Here is a 19,860-nt window from a genome sequence, read left to right on the forward strand (position 1 = left end):
GTGGTGCAGGAAAGGTGCAAAGCACCTTTCCTGCACCACATACTAAAAAACTGTTTTGAGCACCGCAGGTGCGAAAACTCATATACAGAGATCGTGGAGAGCATGGAGCGCGCCAAGCCGAAAAATAAGCTCAGAACATTCGATTGAAGAGTAGCTGCCACATTGCCGTTGACAAGAGCATGTTGATACATCAATACAAGTGAATTCTTGCCCTAATTATACTGTAATTATACAAATGTACAATCTTGCATTTTCAGGAGAAAATTACATGAACAAATTGCTGAGGGCAGGATTATTCTTCCCTGCTATGACGATAGCGCTCTTATGCAGCGTTACCACGCTCTCATTGATGGCTACATCCCTGACTCATGCGTATGCAGCTACCAGTAATCCCTCACTTGGAGTAGCCGAGGATTTCGCTGTACTGGGCAATAGTGCCGTAGCCAACACTGGTTCAACGGCTATCATAGGCAATCTGGGAGCGACATCGGCAACGGCCATCACTGGCTTTCCACCAGGGTTTATCAGCGGTATCAACCATGCGGGGGATGCCGCAACGCAAAAGGCTCAGCACGACGCATCCACTGCCTACAAATCTACTGCAGAGAAGCCCTGTAACGAGAATCTGACCGGACAGGATCTTGCGGCCAAACTTCTCACGCCAGGCATCTATTGTTTTGCATCCTCCGCTTTCTTACGTGGATCGCTTCTCCTCGATGGACAAGGGAATCCCGATAGTGTCTTTATAATACAGGTGGGAAGCGGACTTATCACGACCGACAATGCTAATGTACTGCTTATTCGTGGAGCACAACCCTGTCATGTGTTCTGGCAGGTGGCTGGTACTGCAACCCTGGGAACAAACACCAGCTTTGAAGGAAATATTCTCGCATGGAACTCCATCAGAACCATGGCCGGTGCCAGATCCGATGGAGGCTTGTATGCTCTTCACGGCATGGTGACACTGGATAACAATCGCATTCAAGCGTGTAACACGTCTGCCCTATCAACCGCAGTCTATATTGTACCAAGCAGTGTTACCGTCACCAAACCGGTCCAACATCCTTAAGCAGCCATCATGAGTCATCCCGAACTTTTGAAACAAAAGTTCGATGAAATGGGAGTGCAGAGGGCAAAGCCTTCTGCATGGCAACAGTGTATCAAAGGGCTGTGAATAAGAACTCTTTGATACATTGTTTGATATGTCCCATCCACGCTATTTCAGGCCAGTGGTTTGAGGATGTACCCGGCGATTTCATAACCCCGACCAGGACGCTCATCGTCAGGTAGATCGGTAAGCCATTCCCATTGGGCTTCTTCAACTACATCGAAGGTTTCGCGCACCAATTCTGGAAAGCTACGGGGAACGAGGGGTATGACACGACGATGCCTGGAGTCATGGTCGGTCCCATACACACCAAAGGCAAAGCCACGAATATCAGTCAGGAGTACCGCAACACCTCCTAGATCCAATAGTTGACGCAGGAAATGCATATGGGCGCGGATGACACGCACGCGAAAAGCCTGACTGGCATCCTGGTAACGGCGATGGCGCTCCTGATCCAACAAGATATCCGGCGCACTCTCCTGTGCCCGATCAAGAACATCGAGCAAGGGATAACTGAAAAGTTGCGAGAGGACCAGTGAACTAACAACAACGCCAAAGTCCCCATTGCGCAGGGTATAGATAGAAGGTGGATCGGGGATCTCGCATTGCTCAAGGCACTGGGCGGCCTTATCAAAAAAGGCCTGGCTTCCCTGCAGCGCCAATGCCTTCCAATCCTCACGGCGCAACAGACGCGTCAGATTACTGCTGACTCCACCTGTCATATCGCATTGAACAAAGCGTATCCGCTTGCGCAGGGAGGCAGCCGAGAGTTCTTCACGGGCGTGCTGCATAGATTTCAAATCCAGATCAGCCAGCACAACCTCATCAGAGGAACGTGTAATGTCGCTGAGAGGGACTTCGGTACAGGCGCCCGCGCCCAGCACGAGACTACTGCGGGATGTCTCTAAGGGCCGCTGGATGAGACCCTTAGAGACAAATGAGGCACAATTTTTGAGATGTTGCGGAGCGTACTGGCGCATCCATTCGCGCCGCTGGGCACCTTGCATTTGACTATTATATGAAGTAAGTGTATCAATACGCACGATTTTGTTATTTCCCGGTATACTGTGGAGGTCGCTTCTGCAAAAACGCCTGTACGCCCTCCTGATGGTCGGCAGTACCAATTGCCTTCGCTTGAAAAGTACCCTCTAATTGTAGCACTGCCGCCAGATCTTTGTCCTGTGCCTGCGCAAAGAGATCCTTAATCAAAGCATAGGTACGTGTCGGTCCTTGTGCCAGACGTCGCGCCAGAGCGGTCACAGCCGCTTCAAATTCTGCGATTGGCACACATTTGCTGATCAATCCCAGACGCTCGGCTTCAGGACCAGTGATTTCTGTCGTCAGGAGGGCCAGTTCTAAGGCCTTGCCGGCACCAAGCAAACGAGGTAAGAAATAAGCCCCACCGCCATCGGGGACTAATCCAATGCGTGCGAAGGCTTCGGTGAAGCGCGCATTATCCGCTGCGATGCGTAAATCACAGGCCAGCGCAATATTGAGGGAAATACCTGCCGCAACACCATGCAGGGCCGCGATAATCGGCATCGGTAGCCGCTGAATCGCAAATATCAGCCGATGATAGGCCTGGAGATGCTCGGTCGTGGCCTCACTGCCATCTCCGGAACGTTCCTGCACAAAAATAGCCAGATCCTGACCCGCGCCAAAGGCTCGTCCAGCTCCAGTCAACACTACACAACGAATAGCCTCATCCTCGGCCGCAGTCTCCATAATCTCAGTGAGCTCAGCAATCATAAGATCGCTAAAGGCATTCAAAACATGGGGGCGATTCATGGTTACAGTCAGGACGCCCTCATCAAACTGAACCAGTACATCCTGGAAATCGGTTCGCATCGCAGACTCCTCTTCTTTGATCGGTAAATGAATACGACTCCACTGACGAGACTAAAACAACACCATAACACACACATGCCTACATTTTTATAGTTGGCGTATCCAGCATCAGTACTTCCAGCGCCACGCGAGCATTGACATTACGCTCGATTGACTCCTGTGTCTGCAAGATCGCGCGTACCATCCGTTCAGCCTCAAGGGTTCCAACTTTCGCGGCTTGCGCCTGTAACAGGTCGCGCATATCCGCATTGACAGTCAGATCCAGGCAACCATTTGCCGCTAATACCATATCACGCCACCAGAGTAACCACAACTCAAGCATATGCCGTATCTTTTCTCCGTCGGTACCCAGGCGTTGTACAAAACCGAAACGCTCAACCTTAGGAGAGGTGAGAAGCTTCGTCAACTGGGCTAACTGGGTCTTGCGCTCATCGAGCATATCTTCATCTTCCACCGCCTCCACGGCCCAACCCAGGCGACCGGCAGCCAGCGCAGCGATCAAAGCCGCCTCAGCCGGCTCAACCTCCCATTGCTTTATCAATGCGTCACTAATGCGTTGCGGTGGAAGCAATTGCATGGAAAGCAACTGCACGCGCGACAGAATGGTAGGCAAGAGCGATCCAGCATCCGGCACGGTTAAAAGCAGTACCACATCGGGTTCTGGCTCTTCCAGCGTCTTCAGGATACAGTTGGCTGCCTGCACATTCATGTCCTGGGCATTCTCGATAATAAAGATATTGCGCCTTCCTTCAAGCGTGCGTCGGGCAGCATCACTCTGTAAGGCTCGCACCTGCTCGATAACAATAGCTTGCTTGTCGGCAGCTTTGCGAATGATATGAATATCGGGATGATTGCCGTGCAGCACTTTACGACAGGAGAGACATTGATTACATGGTTCCTGAGGAGCAATCTTTGGATCGGGTCCACCGGTACATAAAAGCGCCTGAGCCAGACGATATGCCAGGAGACTCTTGCCAATATGTTGTGGACCGGCGAATAAATAAGCATGGCGCACCTGTTGTGCCGCCAGAGTACGGCGTAACAGATCAATAATATGCTCATGCCCCACAATATTCCAGCCCGCTGCTTGTATTTGATGGGTTGTCATGAGCACATCGTATCAGAAAGAGAGCTGAATGGCAAGATGACAGCATATGGAAACGGGAATTAAGCTGAATAGAGGAAAAAGGAGACGAGAACATCCAAAATTTTTTATAGAAACCAGAGAAAGGCTGAGTTTTCACGTTCAGTCTCGTTTTATCATACAAGAAGCAAGAGGGGCATCAATCACAGGAGGAATATGGTATACTGATTGCTAATGAGTGCTCGTTTTCGCTACTTACAAGAATTTTGCCAATCAGTCAGATGGACGGGACGAAGCGCAATCTGACAAACGATACAATACCATGCGCGCCCAGCAGCGCTATGTGTTCTGTTACCCTGATTGCTGTTGCATGCCCATGATAGATCACAAGCCATACCAGAATGTGCAGGTAAGACAGTATCTCTCTTTATGATGTACTCTGCTGCTGTCACTTACCCGTGTTACCAATCAGAATATAAAAACTCTACATTATACAAGGCCGATGTAACCGATGGATACCTCTATACGTTTCTACAATACGAATAGCAGATTGAGTTCATCAGAGAGTGATGGACCGCAAGGATGTTCGCCCATTCCCATATCAGATGATGATAATGCGGGCAAAGAGATTGCCTCCCCTGAGGAGGAAGCGACAGCAGAACAGCCTCAACCCGAGGCCGTTCAACGACCAGAGCAGGTGAATATTGCTGACTTTGAAGCCATTTTTACCCGCTTCCAGGGTCCAATTACCAATTTCATCTATCATCTGATTGGAAATCGTGAACAGGCCTATGATCTGGCTCAGGATGTATTCGTAAAAGCCTACAAAGCACTCTTAGGAGGGACCGTCGTTCAACCGGGGGCATTATCGGCCTGGCTCTATCGTATAGCGGCCAACACAACCACCGATACGCTCCGGCGCAGACGCCTGATTTCGTGGCTTCCACTCTCTTTGTTTAACGAAGATAGAGGTATCGGCGCTGGTATGGCTTCTGATACCGGGGGGTCCCCTGGTGATAGCTTCAACACTGGCGAAGAACACAATAACGAACCCCGCACAACATCGGTCAGCACCATGTATGAGCGCAATGGTTATGACGGTGGACGCTTTGAGAGCCGTGTCGCGGATCGCGAGATTGTAGAACGCGTGTTTCAGCAACTGCCACAGAAATATTCAGTATGCCTCTGGCTTTACGAAAATGATGGTTTATCTTGCGCGGAAATTGCCGAAGTATTAAATATTAGTTCTTCTGCAGTCAAGATGCGTTTGATGCGAGCAAGAGAACGATTTATTGGATTGTATCAAAAAGAGGTCGGTGAAGAAGATTGAACTGTCGTCAAGCGCGAGCACTACTCGCCATATACCGTGAACACCAACAAGATCCGACGGATACGCCCGAACTGAAGGAACATCTGGCGCATTGTGCTGATTGCAAAGATGCATACGCTCAATACCAATTCATTGGAGAGCGCATACGTTCGTTGCCATCCCTGGAGCTATCAGCGCAGGCTCACAGTAAGCTGATGCAGGCGTTGGCGGCTGAACATGTGCGTTTTTTGCAACGCACCCCTGCTTCGGCTCCATCAACACCGACACCAGCATTCCTGGCACCTTATCTCAAGGATATTGCAAAACAGAAGACCCATGCCGATTCTTTAGCAGCCTTCTCGACTGCTGATACCGGCCCGTTACCGATTGTCCGTGCGACCCGGGCACGCCGCCGTTCCCAGCCCATGCCGCATATTGCAATTATTGGTCTGGCAGCCTCATTTATGGTGGTTGTTATGCTGGGTGGACTGGTGTCGTTACTTTTCCTGACGAATCAGGGACAGGCGGGCGGGCCAATTGCTGGCAACCAGGTCAGTATCAGCCATGTCGAGGCGGCACAGGCCGATACGGCTGCCACTTCCACCCAGACGTTTTATCCACATATTGCCAGTGCCAGTACCAGCAATAACATGGTCTACTACTCGGCCTACAATGAGAATCTCAACGCCTGGATGCTGGAAAAATTTGCAGTCACCAATGATCCAAATACCGCGCAGGAAAGCGTACCGCTGCTCTCTACACCCAGCACTCGACCGCTCATTGTGCTAGGAAGTAACAACAACTGGCTCTTCTGGCTACAATGGGAAACACCAAAGAAGACAACCAGTCATCATCAGAATCAGCCAATTCCAGCCAATTCCTTTGAGGGTGCATGGACTCTCAAGGCGCTTTATCTTGCCCAGGACACAAGCACATCTACATCAAAGAACCAGTCAGCAAACCAGGCGGGAACTGCCACGCCACTCACTCTGGCGAATAATACTTTTCATGCCGCGACCGCGCCATCCTGGCTTACCTCACCCATACAGGGCCTGGCGTTCTACGGCAATCATGCCCTGGTAGCGCTGGTAGACAGCACAGGCGTCTCACATCTGATCAATTATCAATTTGATCAGAATAAATTGCTCAAAGCTACTGAACTGGCAAAAGCCAGCGCGCAACATGTGCTCACCTCCCCAACCGCAACCAGCGATGGGAGTAGTATTTACTGGTCAGAAGAGTGGGAAACGCCAGATCACGGACTCAATAGCAACATCTGGACCGAACAGGCCGTCAATGCCCAGCCCGCTCAATCGGGACGCTGGTTACCTCATACCCAGGAAAACATTTACGTGTATCGCAATGATAACCTCTCATTCAGTCCGAAGGTCGTCAATGATACGCTTTTCCTGCTGAGTAAAAATCCTAGCAATAGCGTCGAAACCAACAATGTGTTGACGGCAACCGCTACGGCAGCTAATGCCACGGCGACAAGCACGCCACAATCAGCAACTACCAGTAAAGCAAGCCCGACACCGACTACACCACAGAACCTTGCCTCAATCCTGGCGGACACAAGCAACGTCGACCCAACCATCCAGGTACCGCAGATCGACGAACTGGTAAGCGGCAAGCTCCTGACCTTCACCGCTAACGGTGCCGCGCCAGAAACCACCACCTTGAATGATAACGAGATCGTCTCGCATCTACAGAGCGGCGGTGATTTCCTCCTCTGGCAAAGTAATACTCAGAACTTCAAGATGTATGATGCTCGTATTAAAGTCATGGTGAATGGTATCGACAATCTGGACCGCAGCAGTACTGCCTTTATGTCCATCAATGGCAATACGATCCTATGGACAAAGTATATTGTCCCCACAGGCAATCAGAGCGTCTCAACCGATATAGAAGTAACCTTTGAAACTCTTAAATGGCCCAAATAAATAACTGATAACTTGAGGAAAGGGGTGGTCTCACAATATACGTTGTGAGGCCACCTCTTTCCTCTACCCTGATGATGAGAAAGAGCACTGATGAGGCTTTATCGTATTAGCAGCCCAGACTTTTGGCGATGACCATGCGTTGCACTTCGCTGGTGCCTTCACCGATCTCATTGATCTTGACGTTCCGCCAGTAGCGGGAGACAGGATATTCATCCATAAAGCCATAACCGCCATGAATCTGCACGGCTTGATCGGCTGCACGTTTGGAGGTTTCGGAGGCGAATAGCTTGGCCATTGAGGCTTCACGGCTATAGGGCTTCCCCTGCATCTGCAACCAGGCCGCTTTATAATACATCAGGCGAGCCAGCTCAATCTCCATATCCATATCCGCCAGTTTGAATTGAATAGACTGAAACTTACTGATCGGCTGACCGAATTGCCGACGCTGCTGTGCATAGCTCAAAGCCTCATCCAGGCACGCCTGTGCCAATCCAACCGAGAGTGCCGCAATCGCCACCCGACCAGCATCCAGGATGCGTAAGAACTGTTTAAAACCATCTCCTGGCTGTCCCAGGATGTTCTCCTCAGGGATCAGGCACTCCGTAAAGGCCAGGGGACGCGTATCTGAGGCTTTCCAGCCCATCTTCTTGTATGGCTGCCCAATTGAATAGCCTGGCGTGCCTACAGGCACAATAAGGTTTGAAATCTCGTTGCGCCCATTCGACAGACACCCGGTAACGGCAGTGATCGTTACACCACCAGTCATAGCAGTCCCGGCGTTGGTAATAAAAGCCTTGGAACCATTAATCAGCCAGTGACCATCCTGCAATACGGCCCGTGTCTGCGTACCGCCCGAATCTGAGCCCGCTTCTGGTTCTGTCAGACCAAAGGACCAGAGTTGCTCACCGCGCGCCAGAGGGGTCAAATACTGTTCTTTTTGCTGCTGGGAGCCGAAAAGATAGAATGGAGTCGCACCCAGAGAGGTATGGGCCTCCATCGTAATGCCAATCGATGCATCCCCACGTGAGATTTCCTCGATTGCCAGACAATAGGAGAGAAAGTCAGCCCCGGCACCACCATATTCCTCAGGGAAAGGTAGTCCCAAAAGGCCCAGTTCCCCCATCTGACGAATCAGTGGATAGGGAAATGTGCCTGTGGCATCGATTTCGGCGGCCACAGGTTTAATCTCCTGCTCGGCAAATTCTCGGCACGTCTGGCGAATGGCTGTCTGCTCTTCGTTGAGTGTAAAGTCCATGGCAGAGGCTCCCTTTCTATGCAATGCGCCTCGGTTACAAGACGCAAATTTCTTCTCTATTACATAGTATAATTGATGAATACAAAGATAGGATAGGGTCAGTAAAAAAAGGATATCCTATCGCTCCTTTCAAGTAGGAGCGATAGGATATCCTTCATACTGTGATTCTCACACGTGAGTTTTCGCAACCAGGGTGCTCAAAAAATTTTATTCTCTGTTGCCCAAAACATTTGAAGAACAATTTGGGCAACAGAGAATAAAAAGGACGCAGGCGTGTGAGCGCCTGCCTGAGGTGTATTTTCAGCTTATTGAGAAACGACCTCGTTACCTTCGATGCTCGCGCCGACACCCTTGCGCAGCATAGGAACCTTGTCCAGGGCCTCCCAGGGCAGATCAACATCGGTACGACCGAAATGACCAAAGGCGGCGGTAGGCTGATAGATCGGACGGCGCAGATTCAATTCCTGGATAATGCCAGCAGGGCGCAGATCAAAGTGCTCGTTGATCAGGCGAATAATCTCTTCATCCGAGACTTTACCAGTTCCAAAGGTCTCAACGAACAGTGAAAGCGGACGCGCAACACCGATAGCATAGGCGATCTGCAACTCAACACGCTCAGCCAGACCAGCAGCTACGATATTCTTCGCGATATAACGTGCGGCATAGGCAGCCGAACGGTCCACCTTGGTCGGATCTTTTCCACTGAAAGCGCCGCCACCATGGCGAGCAAAGCCACCATAGGTATCAACGATAATCTTACGGCCGGTCAGACCAGCATCACCCATTGGGCCACCAGTTACAAAACGACCGGTTGGATTAACGAAGTACTTGGTATCGCTATCCAGCAAATGAGCAGGAATAACCGGCTTAATGATATGTTCAATCACATCGCGGCGAATCTGCTCATGATCCACATAGTCAGCGTGCTGGGTCGAAACAACAATAGTATCGACGCGGGTAGGTGCGCCATGTTCATATTGAACCGTAACCTGGGCCTTACCATCGGGACGCAGATAGGCCATGGGGCCCTGTCCACTCCAGGAGGCGCGGCGTACCTGCGACAACTGACGCGTCAGTTTGTGGGCCAGGCTAATTGGCATCGGCATATACTCAGGGGTTTCATTGCAGGCAAAACCAATCATCATACCCTGATCGCCAGCACCAATGCGCTCTAACTCGTCATCGCTCAGATGCACGACCTGTTGACTGCCACGCGTCTCCAACGACTTGCTCACACCCTGATCAATATCCGGTGACTGCTTACCAATCGAAGTTGTCACGCCGCAGGTGCGATAGTCAAAACCATAATCGGCATTAATGTATCCAACCTGCTCGATTGTCTTACGCACAACGGCGGCCATATCGATCCAGGCTGAAGTTGTAATCTCACCCGCAACCAATACCAGGCCAGTAGTGGTAGCCGTCTCACAAGCCACGCGAGCAACAGGGTCCTGCACAAGAATAGCGTCCAGAATCGCATCGGAAATCTGATCGCACAGTTTGTCAGGATGACCTTCAGTCACTGACTCACTGGTAAAATACGTTTTAGGGCTGCGCATGAAACTCGTCATGGGCTAATCCTTTCTTAGAAAAAGCTGTGTCTGACACATACATATGAATAGTCTCGATTGCTTAGATATTCTATGCTGAAGGTGAAATGAGAAGATGCTTATAGGATTCTCAGGCATAAAAAAACCCCTACATGTAGGGGTGTGGCATTTTGCACATTCCCCTCATCTTGCGGCATAGCATAGACCGCCGGAATTGGCACCCGTCCTGTCAGGACAGCGGGTTGCCGGGCTTCATCGGGCCGTTTCCCTCCACCTCTCTTGATGAGAGTGATAACACTCATGTATTTAATTGTCTATGTATCAGGTGGTTTGCGACCACCCGTGCGTTCCTAATAAATTGTACGCTACAGTCGGGACAAATGTCAAGGGAATGAAAGGCGATGTACGCACAATGTGCTCAGAAGAGATGTTCAAAGCTGTTCATCTGACATAAAACAGACAAGAGACAACAAATACAATTGGAAAGGGTACAGGCTGGTGGCGACCAACCGATCCGCCTGGAATCGGTATGGAGCGCCATCAACAACCAGTTAAAAGCTTGCGCTTTAGGTGCCAGATTCCCAGGAATTAAGATACTTCTCTTGCGCAGGAGTCAAGGTATCAATCTTCACGCCCATAGCATGTAGCTTCAAACGTGCGATCTCTTTATCCATCTCGGCTGGCAGAGTATAAACTTTGGGCTCCAGCTCTTTGGCATGATTGAGCATGTACTCAGAACCAAGAGCCTGGTTGGCAAAACTCATATCCATCACGCTGGCAGGATGTCCTTCAGCGGCTGAGAGATTAACCAGACGGCCCTCGGCCAACAGGTGGATGTGGCGACCATCGGCATAGGTGTACTCATCCACAAAGTCGCGGACGCGGCGTTTGCTGACAGCCAGTTTCTCAAGCGCAGGAATATTGATTTCGTCATTGAAGTGGCCAGAATTGGCAATCAATGCTCCCTCTTTCATGCGCTCCATCATAGCCTGATCGATGACGTGGAGGTCACCGGTGACTGAGATGAAGATATCGCCAAGAGCAGCAGCCTCAACGCCAGGCATGACGCGATAGCCATCCATGACGGCCTCAAGGGCGCGTGTTGGATCAACTTCGCAGACAATGACGTTGGCACCATGACCATGGGCGCGGGAAGCGACGCCACGACCACACCAACCATAACCAAGAACGACGACGGTGCGACCAGCTAACAGCACATTGGTGGAGCGAATGATCGCGTCCAGGGTGCTCTGACCGGTACCATAGCGGTTGTCGAACATATGCTTGGTATCTGAATCATTGACAGCCAGCACAGGAAAGCGCAACACCTTCTGATTCTCCATGCTATGCAGGCGGATTACACCGGTGGTGGTCTCTTCCATGCCGCCGATGATGCCATCAATCAAATCTTTGCGTGTGGTGTGAATGGTTGAAACGAGATCGCAACCGTCGTCCATGGTCATCTCAGGCTTGTGATCCAGCACAGCATTGATGTGATTGTAGTAGGTCTGATCATCCTCACCTTTGATAGCGTAGGTTGGAATACCATATACGCTCACCAGAGCTGCTGCCACGTCATCCTGAGTGGACAAAGGATTTGAGGCACACAGAACCAGATCAGCACCACCGGCTTTCAACGTGATTGCCAGGTTGGCTGTCTCGGTGGTGATATGTAAACAGCCGGCCATACGAACGCCCTTAAGAGGCTGCTCTTTTTCAAAACGCTCGCGGATCAAGCGCAGGACAGGCATATCTTTGGCGGCCCATTCAATGCGGTCTTTCCCACGAGGGGCAAGAGAGATGTCTTTCACATCCCCTTTAATTGAAATTGTCATTGTATCTATAACATTCCTTCCATCTGAAGTAGAATCGCGATGGGTAGATAGGGATTGCACTGAGCAAATCCCCAGGCATTGTACAACATTTCCCCAGACCTGACTATTGCACAATAGCGGCAAATTCGGTCTCAGGGGCAGTTAGCAACTGCCATCACAGAACTACAAACACCACAAATCCACACAACAAAAATAGTTGGCATCAATCTGCCAGATTACACTCTGGTTGCGGACCAGGTAGGATCAAAATGCGAGTAGCGAACCAACTCGTTATAACGGGCGGCAATATCCGCCAGTGTGATCGAGACGAGCCCATCGATACCAAATTTGGAACAGGCAAAGGAACCCAGGATATTTCCATGAACCACGGCCCGCTTCAAATCATCCGCTGTATAACGACCATTTGCTTCGGGATCGACGGTCGAGAGATAGCCCAGGAAGCCACCACCAAAGGAATCACCAGCTCCGGTTGGATCAGCGATTTCTTCCAGAGGATAGGCTGGGGCACTGAAGTAGGTGCCATCAGCTCCAAAGAGCAACGCACCATAACTTCCCAGCTTCACAACCACATATTTCAAACCCAACTCGAAGAAGTGCTTCACGCCCGTCAAAATGCTCGCCTGATTTGTATATTGACGTACTTCTTCCTCACTGATCAACAGGATATCAACTTGCTTCATCACCTCAGTCAACTGAGGACGCGCGATATTGATCCACAATTCCATGCTATCCAGCACAGTGAGGCGCGCCTTCGGCATCTGTCGCAATACCTCAAGCTGCAATTCAGGCTGAATATTCGCCAGGAAAACCAGCGGACTCTGTGTATACTCTTCCGGCACAACTGGATGAAAGTCGCCAAAGACGCCCAATTGCGTATCCAGTGTATCACGCGTATTCATATCCATGTGGTAGCGACCATGCCAGTGGAAGGTCTTGCCTTCATGGATTTGCAAACCAGCAAGATTCACTGAACGGCTACGCCAGAAATCGAGATGCTCACGTGGAAAATCACTTCCCACAATGCCCACCAGATTCACCCGGTCATAGAGCGATGCAGCGGTAGCAAAATAAGATGCGGCTCCCCCCAGGACATTTTCCTGTTTGGTAAAAGGAGTTTCAACGGTATCCAGGGCCACTGAGCCCACTACAAGAATCGGCAAGATTCGCCTCCATAAAAATTCTCTCATTAAGTATGAGAGAAGTTTTTGCAACAAAGTTTCATGACATTATAGCGTCTTTTTGGGAAGCTTGCACTAGCAATATGCGCAAGATGCGCCTTCTTCTCATTATACTCTATCTTCTACGGATGAATTGGCACTCAGACGGGGGTGGCGTCGCTCAGGTGTTCGATGACGCCATCAAGAAATGCCAGGGTATTGCTGAACTTGGTACGCGCCATCTCCTGGGCGGGCGGCGTGTGCAATGATTGATAAAGTTCGATAAAACGCTCCTCAACATGCCGTAAAATAGCGGCCAATACATCGCCAGTTACCGCACGGTTGGGATAGCGGGCCCCAAACTCAATCAGAGAGGTGACGACCGCCAGGCCACTCAAACGGCCCAACTTATCTGCGTCATACAAAATTTTCCCCTCGGTGATCTGTGTATCTTCCCCATCAGGAGATGCGACGGTCAGATGGGTTAAAATAGCCTGCTCGACCTTCTGCACATCTTCATCAGAAACGTCCCTCTCACGCAAAAACTCAACCGCCATTTCAGCCGATTTCTCCTGATGATTCTGGAAACCATGTGCAATCGTTGAAATATCATGTAAATAGCCAGCCACTGTCAGAGCATCAGTATCAATCGTAAAGGATGATCCTTCATCCTGTTGCACTTCGAGCTCTAAGGCAAGCATCTTGCAATTGGCAACCACCACACTCACGTAGCGAAAACCCTCGCTGCCCATCACCTCTTCTGCATAGCGAGCAACAGCTTGCACGATACCTGTATCCATGGACTAATACACCCTCCCAAGTTGTGTCGTCCCCCCGCATACAGAGTCCGCGTGGTCTTTGTAGAGGGAGGTCAAGCGATGTCGTCAGTTCGTTGTAGGATTTCTTAGCAACCCTGAAAAGAGGCATGAGCACACTTTTTCAGTTCCTCTTAGCGAACATCCTCAAATCTGCATGCATCAATGGAGAAAATTACCAGAGATGCCAAACCGATACGTCAGGCATGTAACGAAGGGGTAACGCAAGCTGCACCTTGTTCACCCAATAGTACTAAGATAATAGCTAATGATTGCTGCAAATCCACCAGAGTATGCTACCATGATAAACGATACAACACTCAACAGCAAGTATGCATGACTACTCTATCATGTTACTGATAGCGTTAGTTGTCCGTTCCACTAGACAGAAGGACTAAGCGTTTCCGTACGCGCCAGTAATGCGACAAAGTTGTTCTTATGTTCGCATTTTCTATGGGCACAGCTCGGAGACAGCTACTGGCGATTCTTGCATGGAACGGACAAGAAATTACCGTAGCTATCGAAGGGATTGTAGCGCATGGTCCGGGTGGAAACCAAGGAAAACTCCTGGTCTTTTGAACAAATATACGATGAATACAAGACACCTATCTATAACTATGTCTATCATCTGGTAGGTGATCGTGAGCAGGCCGATGATCTGACTCAGGATACGTTTCTGAAAGCATTTCGCGCCCTGCCCAAAATGGACGCTAACTTAAAATTATCGGCCTGGCTCTATCGCATTGCGACGAATACGGCCTATGATGCTTTGCGTCGTCGTAAACTGATCGCCTGGTTGCCCTGGCAAGATCTTGACCATGAACCAGCCGATGTTGACAGTGCAGATCCGCAGGAGATATACGGGACAACGGAGATCGTGCGTGCAGCACTTCGGCGTATGCCTCAACAATATCGGGCGGCGCTCCTGCTCTATACGCAGGAGGGTTTCTCCTATAGTGAGATTGCGCATACCCTTAATATTGCTGAGAGCGGCGTCAAAATGTATCTCTCGCGTGCACGGCAATCATTTCGAGAACAGTATCGGTCCCTGGAACAGGGAGGAGGCGCTAAATGAACTGTGAGCGAGTCAGGGATTTGCTCAGTGCTTACCTTGACGATCAGCTCTCAGCGCCCGAGCGTCAAAGTGTGACCACCCATCTTGCGAGTTGTGCAGATTGCCGTGGTATTCTAGCTGAATATCACCACTTTGACGCTCTCCTGTCCCAGCTCCCTCGTATCTCCCCCTCACCTACCCTGCACACCAAAATCTTTACATCTCCCAGATATCTAAAACTGGAATTTGAACTTGAAAGAGGTTTACAACGACCACAAGTCGTAGCTGAGATCACACACAACCAGGATATCTCATTCGCTATTCTTCTCCTGCTCATTGGCTTCTCCACTCTCTTACTCCTCCGCCATCAACGTCATCACAAACACACACAATAGTATTCAGTCCTATCTTCATGTGAAAAGCAAAAATACATACATGCAATCACATGCCCACAAATGGAAACGATAGAGGGATTTTAAGGAGACGTATTCCTTGATGAAATTCTTCGCTATTTTCTTGACACATTACTTTGGTAGAGTCACCCTAAGTGTACGTTGTCACTATCTCATCATAAATGTCATTTATTTGCTTCTGCTTCTATTGCATTCTCAAGCTCCCGATGAAATGATTGATGGGATACAACTACATTTTTCCAAACAAAATGTTCATTTACAAGAATCTTTGCCTCACCTAAAGATATCGCATAGAGAATTTTTAAAGCTTTGATAGATTCAACGATTGTCAATCCATCATCATGTAAAAAGAGAATAATACTCTCAAGGGATGCTCCATCAAGAATATTTTTTTTGTGTTTGGCAACAACTGATTCAAATAAGTCTGGTAAGACTTCACCTCCGCAATTATGCACCACCCACTGTCCGTCACCCACAGTATACGTGTGATCCTGGGTGACTTCAAGATTGTACATGGTGCTGGCACCGGGAAGGGATTGCCAGCCAGAGACGACACCATAGCTGCCATCGGCTTTGCGAATATGCAGGCCGATGTGCAATTGGGAGACGGGGACAAAGCCTTCTTCTTGTGTCAGGAAGGGATGCTTGGCAGTGGTGTGGATGACCTCGTCTTTCTCGTGTCTCTGTCCCTTTTTATCAGTGGTCGTAGTGGTGATGGCAAGGTTAACCAGATCAGTGTCGTGATTGATCCAGACATGCTTGATCGGTTCCAACTCCATATGCTGGGTCTGGGTATTGTAGGCCAGCACCTTCTCCCCTACACGCAAGCTGCCAATCGCCAAGGCTCCCCCGGCGGTCATGACTGTGGTGTCGTAAGAGAAACTAAGGGCACAACTTTCCGCGAGGTGTTCGGCGAGATCCGCTCCCCCTTTGAGGGCCAGTTCGCCACCACGCAACTCTTCGCCAACGCCAAAGAGCATCGAGATATCCATGCCGGCGTTCATCGCCAGATCACCACCCGCCACCGCTTTATCCCACATACTTCCATTGCCGGAAAGGGTCTGGACGTCATTGACCATGGAGGAGATACCCAGAAATTGATCTCCGGCTCCGAGGACGGCGTTGCCGACAGCGCTGGTCGTGGTTTGGGCCTATAGTTCTTCTTGGTTTAATGACGAGCGATACTTTATGGCAGGTGAGGTCGTTTTAAGAACAGAAAGAATTTATTGGAAAGGATGACAGAAAATGTCTATGGATCATAACTTTTGGTTGTTTCAAGAAGGTGAACGCTCTTACACAGAAAATCACGATCTCTGGGGAAGACAGGATGCACCCGTGAATATCGATGACGAAATGCTTCGCTATTTTCTTGACACATTACTATGGATACCTACATTTAATCCAGAAAAGAGTACAGATGGATTTGGACTTAATATGTGGGGCCCAACCATTATTAACCAAACAGGGGGCGCTTTATTTTCCCAGATCTTTACCTCATGGGTTCAATTGTTTACGTGTGGACCGAAGTGTTTAAGATTGAAAGGTCCCTTTGATTGGCAATGGCCCTATCAGGAATCAGAACATATCATGAATGAAGATCAGCTCGAAACACTTGGGCAGTATACCCAATTAGAAATCGATCGAGACCGGCTCATTCAACAATTAACCACGCTTGCACAATTTGGGAAACAAGCGGCAACAGGAGATTTTTTTATTCTTCACCTTGGTATTTAAAACATGATAAAAGGCTCATTCTCCCCAATAGCTCGCCTCACATCTCATTCGTTCACGCTGTCCAACTCACCCACCCTCTTCACGCAGGAGAAATCTGTAGCCTCGCCACCCTCTTCGCCTTCGCAAAGCACCACGCCCTCTCCCTCAACATCTCCTAATCTTCACATATCATATACTTACATCATACAAATGTAGATATTTAATTGTAATCTCTACGAAATATTCATTTATCTTTTCATACCCCTCTAATCCAATTAATACAGTATCAAAGCGCACTCGCTACAAGCGGTTGCCTACTGGAGACGATCGTGGCATTGGGCGTCAAGCCACACTGATCCCTACCAGTTGGGGTGCCTGTATTATCCGTCCATACTAAGCAATTCAGGGAATCATAACAAAAGGATTGCGAATTGGTCTGGCTCCCACCCGAGGTCGTGGGCAAAGTCGTCGTCAGGCTTAACGTGTTTCCGATATTGTCGTAGATCTTGTTCTGCTAGATACCTACCTCTCATTATCTTGAGAAATATATTTCAGCCAAAATAGATTGGGTTGTTCTTTTTCTTTGTGAAGGGATGTTAGTATATTACTAGCTAGATATCTGACTTTTCCCCATTCATCTGAAGTTTCTAATGAAAACAAATTCCATAATTGAATATTATCACTCATCTCATTAAGTAAGTTGTCTAAACGTTCTATTTCTACTTTTTGTTGATGAGTAATAAAACCATCCATGATAAGCTTTTGTGAAAATAACCATGTGTCACTGAACACTAAGGCAACTTCATCAGGAATGTGAACAAACGTAGGAAAAGCTTGAACTTGTTCCACATAAGAAGCAGCTAGAAGTTGCAGTGTTTGAATCAACATATCAAAGTACAGATTTTCTCTTTTTTGCTTGCAACAAAACATCTATCCAATCAAATTCGGTTCTTCCACACTTTCCGTGCTCAACAATTCAAATGATCCGGCACGAGGCATACGGAAGAGCGCCACGAACGATATTTGTTTCCAAAAAGCGATCATTGCAAGCTGAGAAGGCCTCCAGCTTTCTGTCAGGCGATGTTATTCTTGTATCGCCTTATTGCTGAGCACGGAAAATGCGGAAGAACCATTTTTTCGGGCCAAGTCTACTGGTACCCTTTTCTTTTATCAACAATACGTATACAATCAAAATATTGGGAGCACATGAGCTATCATGATCACAACTTTTGCTAGCATAATCGTAAACTTATCTTGACTAAAGTATGTAAGATGGAGAGGAAGAAAAAAATGTAGGAGGTGGAAGTGTCTGGATGACTGAAAAAGGGTCAAGACAACATATACAGAAGAAAGCAGAATGAATTGCCAATGTCCATTCTTTTTTATAGCACACGCGAACAGCCTTATGGCTGTTTTTCCAATTTTTCTGCGCATGGCTTTGAACTCGATGATGCCTGGTGGCCAACGAGTGAGCATTATTTCCAGGCACAGAAATTCGCCGAGACGCCTTTTGCTGAACAAATCCGTCAGGCTCGTTCACCCAAAGAGGCTGCCGATCTCGGGCGGAAACGCACCTTCCCTTTGCGTGCAGATTGGGAGCAGGTCAAAGATGAAACGATGCGTAAGGCCGTTTTGCGCAAGTTCGAGACCCATGCAGATATCCGCGCCATCCTCCTGGCTACAGGAGACAAAGAAATCATCGAGAATACTACTACTGATTACTATTGGGGACGTGGAACGGATGGCAGTGGACGGAACATGCTGGGACAGATTCTTATGCAAGTGCGTCAGATCCTGAGTGAGCATTCCCAGTCAGTGCGAAAGAGCTAGATTAGAAGGTTTGTCTTGAGGAGTTGAGCCTCAAGTGCAGTCAGATACGTAGCCGGATCTTTATGAAAGCGCAGTTGCTTGCATCGGCCCTCCTGTCGAGACGCACGCTGAACGCGTAGGTCAAGGTCACGCCATGTCTAGACGTTGTGGAGAGACAGTTTATCTGTGGTGAATGCGTGCAGGGGTGTGGCGAGTGCGGTTTGCTCCTGTGCTACTGTCAACGCTTGCGCAAATTTGGCTCTTGAAACTTTTTGGTGAAATATTGAGATATCTAAGGAAACCTCTGCTTGACTTGAGCTCAGATAGTTCTGTACACCAGCTAGTGAGGCGCTCTTTATAACTGCTTTCACCAAAAAGTTTCAAGAGCCGCAAATTTGCGCCGAAATAAATTTGTGGAGTTCCCCGTTTCGCCAGTTGCCTGTGCTATAGACCTCAGACGGCTTTTTCAGAGGAGACAAAGCGCTGTGATTTCTTATCCTCGCAAACATTTTTCTATTTTTTTTGCTAGTTCATCTTGAGCTTGCATAATTTCTCGTTTTTGTACACCGGTATACCCATCACCATACAAAATAAAATATTCTTGAACGAGGATCATCGATCCCGCAGCTAATTTAGATACCTCTTCCTTCGATTGCCATTTTTCTGCTAAAGTATCTAACGCATTGAAAAATTTACTCAAAGCAGGTTGATCAATTCTTTGGTGGAAACGCAAGTCATAAACAAAAGGTGAAATATACAACGCATGTTTTGATACAACAGCAATTGCAGATACTTCATCAAGAGGTTCCGTAACAAAAATCTTATCAATCCATTCGGACACCCACATGAATACTTCGCCTAATTCAATCTTTTCTGGATGCTGTTGCATATAGGTGTCTAATCTTGGAAGGACACTACTAAGCATATACGCAACACGCTTTGGTATCTCACTCTGCTGCTTCCAAGC

General features: G+C 48.7%; 19 protein-coding genes and 1 riboswitch. Of the genes, 7 read left to right on the forward strand and 12 right to left on the reverse strand.

From position 1 onward, the window contains the following. The coding region (locus F1593_RS28880) for a hypothetical protein (protein ID WP_216368792.1) at positions 1 to 191 on the reverse strand (191 nt) is incomplete at its 3' end. A 77-nt stretch (positions 192 to 268) separates the two neighbouring features. Between F1593_RS28880 and F1593_RS05785 the strand changes: the two genes are divergently transcribed. Then, complete coding sequence (locus F1593_RS05785; protein ID WP_172631895.1) at positions 269 to 1,069, forward strand: ice-binding family protein; 801 nt, start codon at positions 269 to 271, stop codon at positions 1,067 to 1,069. A gap of 152 nt (positions 1,070 to 1,221) precedes the next feature. On the opposite strand, the gene F1593_RS05790 is transcribed toward F1593_RS05785, so the two are convergent. The 3 genes from F1593_RS05790 to holB form a co-directional block, all read right to left on the reverse strand. Further along, positions 1,222 to 2,151: a hypothetical protein gene (locus F1593_RS05790; protein ID WP_149400606.1), complete on the reverse strand. Its 930-nt coding sequence runs from the start codon at positions 2,149 to 2,151 to the stop codon at positions 1,222 to 1,224. 7 nt (positions 2,152 to 2,158) lie between these two features. Then, positions 2,159 to 2,956 carry an enoyl-CoA hydratase/isomerase family protein gene (locus F1593_RS05795; RefSeq protein WP_149400607.1) on the reverse strand — a complete coding sequence of 266 codons (798 nt, stop codon included), beginning with the start codon at positions 2,954 to 2,956 and terminating at the stop codon, positions 2,159 to 2,161. Positions 2,957 to 3,035: 79 nt separating this feature from the next. Then, positions 3,036 to 4,064: a DNA polymerase III subunit delta' gene (holB, locus tag F1593_RS05800; protein ID WP_149400608.1), complete on the reverse strand. Its 1,029-nt coding sequence runs from the start codon at positions 4,062 to 4,064 to the stop codon at positions 3,036 to 3,038. A 487-nt stretch (positions 4,065 to 4,551) separates the two neighbouring features. Between holB and F1593_RS05805 the strand changes: the two genes are divergently transcribed. Both F1593_RS05805 and F1593_RS05810 read left to right on the forward strand, forming a co-directional pair. Continuing rightward, the gene (locus tag F1593_RS05805) at positions 4,552 to 5,370 is read left to right on the forward strand and encodes an RNA polymerase sigma factor (RefSeq protein ID WP_149400609.1); all 819 of its coding nucleotides are present in this window, start codon (positions 4,552 to 4,554) and stop codon (positions 5,368 to 5,370) included. Then, entirely contained in the window at positions 5,367 to 7,292 is a 1,926-nt protein-coding gene (locus F1593_RS05810; RefSeq protein WP_149400610.1) for an anti-sigma factor family protein, read from the forward strand. The genes F1593_RS05805 and F1593_RS05810 overlap by 4 nt, the downstream gene beginning before the upstream one ends. Positions 7,293 to 7,398: 106 nt before the next feature. Here the strand turns inward: F1593_RS05810 and F1593_RS05815 are convergent, their stop codons facing one another. The 5 genes from F1593_RS05815 to F1593_RS05835 form a co-directional block, all read right to left on the reverse strand. After that, positions 7,399 to 8,547, reverse strand: a complete 1,149-nt coding sequence (locus tag F1593_RS05815) for an acyl-CoA dehydrogenase family protein (protein WP_149400611.1) — start codon at positions 8,545 to 8,547, stop codon at positions 7,399 to 7,401. 305 nt (positions 8,548 to 8,852) lie between these two features. Then, positions 8,853 to 10,118, reverse strand: coding sequence for a methionine adenosyltransferase (gene metK, locus F1593_RS05820; protein WP_268907017.1), 1,266 nt, complete (start codon positions 10,116 to 10,118; stop codon positions 8,853 to 8,855). A 159-nt stretch (positions 10,119 to 10,277) separates the two neighbouring features. Then, positions 10,278 to 10,386, reverse strand: a riboswitch (SAM riboswitch). Between the two features lie 277 nt (positions 10,387 to 10,663). Further along, positions 10,664 to 11,932, reverse strand: a complete 1,269-nt coding sequence (gene ahcY, locus F1593_RS05825) for an adenosylhomocysteinase (protein WP_149400612.1) — start codon at positions 11,930 to 11,932, stop codon at positions 10,664 to 10,666. 215 nt (positions 11,933 to 12,147) lie between these two features. Next, positions 12,148 to 13,092, reverse strand: coding sequence for a PfkB family carbohydrate kinase (locus F1593_RS05830; RefSeq protein ID WP_149400613.1), 945 nt, complete (start codon positions 13,090 to 13,092; stop codon positions 12,148 to 12,150). A gap of 158 nt (positions 13,093 to 13,250) precedes the next feature. Next, the gene (locus F1593_RS05835) at positions 13,251 to 13,889 is read right to left on the reverse strand and encodes an HD domain-containing protein (protein ID WP_149400614.1); all 639 of its coding nucleotides are present in this window, start codon (positions 13,887 to 13,889) and stop codon (positions 13,251 to 13,253) included. 553 nt (positions 13,890 to 14,442) lie between these two features. Here F1593_RS05835 and F1593_RS05840 point away from each other — a divergent pair. Further along, entirely contained in the window at positions 14,443 to 14,979 is a 537-nt protein-coding gene (locus F1593_RS05840; RefSeq protein WP_149400615.1) for an RNA polymerase sigma factor, read from the forward strand. Next, a complete protein-coding gene (locus F1593_RS05845) occupies positions 14,976 to 15,353 on the forward strand; it encodes an anti-sigma factor family protein (protein WP_149400616.1) in 378 nt (125 codons plus the stop codon). The genes F1593_RS05840 and F1593_RS05845 overlap by 4 nt, the downstream gene beginning before the upstream one ends. 182 nt (positions 15,354 to 15,535) lie before the next feature. Here the strand turns inward: F1593_RS05845 and F1593_RS05850 are convergent, their stop codons facing one another. Beyond that, entirely contained in the window at positions 15,536 to 16,450 is a 915-nt protein-coding gene (locus tag F1593_RS05850) for a polymorphic toxin-type HINT domain-containing protein (protein ID WP_149400617.1), read from the reverse strand. 166 nt (positions 16,451 to 16,616) lie between these two features. On the opposite strand from F1593_RS05850, the gene F1593_RS05855 reads away from it, so the two are divergent. Continuing rightward, the gene (locus tag F1593_RS05855; RefSeq protein WP_149400618.1) at positions 16,617 to 17,105 is read left to right on the forward strand and encodes a hypothetical protein; all 489 of its coding nucleotides are present in this window, start codon (positions 16,617 to 16,619) and stop codon (positions 17,103 to 17,105) included. A gap of 501 nt (positions 17,106 to 17,606) precedes the next feature. Here F1593_RS05855 and F1593_RS05860 read toward each other — a convergent pair. Next, positions 17,607 to 17,972: a hypothetical protein gene (locus tag F1593_RS05860; protein WP_149400619.1), complete on the reverse strand. Its 366-nt coding sequence runs from the start codon at positions 17,970 to 17,972 to the stop codon at positions 17,607 to 17,609. A gap of 480 nt (positions 17,973 to 18,452) precedes the next feature. On the opposite strand from F1593_RS05860, the gene ybiA reads away from it, so the two are divergent. Further along, a complete protein-coding gene (gene ybiA, locus F1593_RS05865; protein ID WP_149400620.1) occupies positions 18,453 to 18,914 on the forward strand; it encodes a riboflavin biosynthesis intermediates N-glycosidase in 462 nt (153 codons plus the stop codon). A 472-nt stretch (positions 18,915 to 19,386) separates the two neighbouring features. Here ybiA and F1593_RS05870 read toward each other — a convergent pair. After that, the coding region (locus F1593_RS05870; RefSeq protein ID WP_216368793.1) for a hypothetical protein at positions 19,387 to 19,860 on the reverse strand (474 nt) is incomplete at its 5' end.

It is taken from the genome of Dictyobacter arantiisoli (genome assembly GCF_008326305.1).
In the GTDB taxonomy this organism is placed as follows: domain Bacteria; phylum Chloroflexota; class Ktedonobacteria; order Ktedonobacterales; family Ktedonobacteraceae; genus Dictyobacter; species Dictyobacter arantiisoli.